This is a genomic window from Psychrobacter sp. FME5, from assembly GCF_014861375.1.
Lineage (GTDB): Bacteria > Pseudomonadota > Gammaproteobacteria > Pseudomonadales > Moraxellaceae > Psychrobacter.
Genome location: NZ_RRYX01000214.1, coordinates 1 through 1,665 on the forward strand (window position 1 = coordinate 1; position 1,665 = coordinate 1,665).

Annotated in this window: 2 protein-coding genes; both read right to left on the minus strand. The window is 37.4% G+C overall.

The window, feature by feature from the left end; translation table 11 throughout:
- On the minus strand, positions 1 to 888 hold an 888-nt coding region (repM, locus tag EI161_RS14240; protein ID WP_192529915.1), incomplete at its 3' end, for a replication initiation protein RepM.
- Positions 889 to 1,258: 370 nt separating this feature from the next.
- Positions 1,259 to 1,665 (minus strand): hypothetical protein (locus EI161_RS14245; protein WP_225735415.1); only part of this gene is annotated, 407 nt, incomplete at its 5' end.

Sequence of the window (1,665 nt, forward strand, 5' to 3'; positions counted from 1 at the left end):
ATTAACCATCTCAAACTCCCACCCTTGTTGTGACTGTCCAGCTGGGCTAGTCGGGGTTACTAAATGATTGTATTCCGCCATAAACGTAGGATTTCGAACAATACGCCCTAATTGCTTGTCGCTTAGCCCTTCAGTAGTGAACATATCCGCTGTATTTTCATCACGTTCAGGAGCTCTGAGAGCTTCTTTAGATGGTTTTTTAGTCTTAAACTTGAACACAAACCCAATAATTCTACGCCCCTCTTTTTGCTGCTCATAGGCAACCGTAACATCAGTATTTTCATTAATTTCTTTAACAGCAAAGTCTAAAACTCTCTTTTTAAAATTACTCATCGTATCGTATTGATCTTCTGCAACACCTAGACGACTTCGTAAATTTTTGAGCTTTATAACTGGTGTGACGCCAACTTTTTTCCACTGCATAAGTAGTTCAAAAAGTCGCAGGGCATAGGAGCTCTGTAAATCCACAATCTGTTTAATTTCATACTCTGTGTATTGAGTCTCAAGTCTCGTAATGAGCGGTATAATATCGTTGCTAAACATGATTTCTACGTACGCACCACCCTCACAATACGTTGCACGCTGCACAAATCGAGATTCATGATTTCTTGTCCGATTTTTTTCATCTTTATCAGCCCACAAAAATTCTGCTTGATAAAGACTTTTACAAGCTGATTTCAACGAGCTGTATGATGTGGTCTTGTCACACTCAAAATGTTTCTGATAGTCTGACGCTGTAATACGCAGCATACCGCCAGCCTTGATTATCGTACCTTGCTGTCTCGCCTCTATGATAGCTAACATGACGACACGCTGAGCTACCAAATTGATGTCATAGTACGCCTCATTTAGTGCGTTGGACTTCATTACAGGATCAGTATTTTTCATGCTGTAAGCTCACTTATATATTTAAATACAAACTATATACAAAAGTAATTATAAATACAATTAATTAATAAAAGTATTTAAAAGGTGGGTAAACGTATTCGAATGGGTGGGTAAACGTATTCGAATGGGTGGGTAAACGTATTCGAATGGGTGGGTAAACGTATTCGAATGGGCAATGAATCCCTTTTGTAGCAATGGATACAGCGTGTCTAAAAGCATTAAAAGCATTTAAAAACATTAAAAACCTTTTTAGTTATTAATGATTAAGAAAAGAAGAAAAAGACTACTAAAGAATTAATACAGTTTTACGGTAAAAATCATCTCATTTGCTAATCAAACGTATAACGCACTGGAAACAAGAAGAAAGATTTTACGGTCGTCTATATCGTCTAGGTGCTATAGAAACACTCTCATTGGCTGTATTTGACGTTTTAGGGCTATCGCCTATAATATCCCTAGCTAATTCGTTTAAATCGCTCTCAGCCTCAAATTTGGACGTTTTAGAGTGGTTTAGTTCTTCTGTTTCAGGGTCATTTATTAATTTAACGATATGTTTATGGGTTTGTGCGTTACCTGCATCACTAAAAAACGCTGTAGCAACTCTAATATCCTCTCTGAAATCCCCTGTCACTAGGCTATTTTCATTAGCAAAGTGCTCTAAAATTTCTTTTTGTCTATCCGTATAAGATGATGACTCATTTCTACGACTGGAGAGTAGTAGGGCTGTTTTCATGGTTAGTCTGTCAACCTCACCAATAACTCCGTTAATTCTTGGTT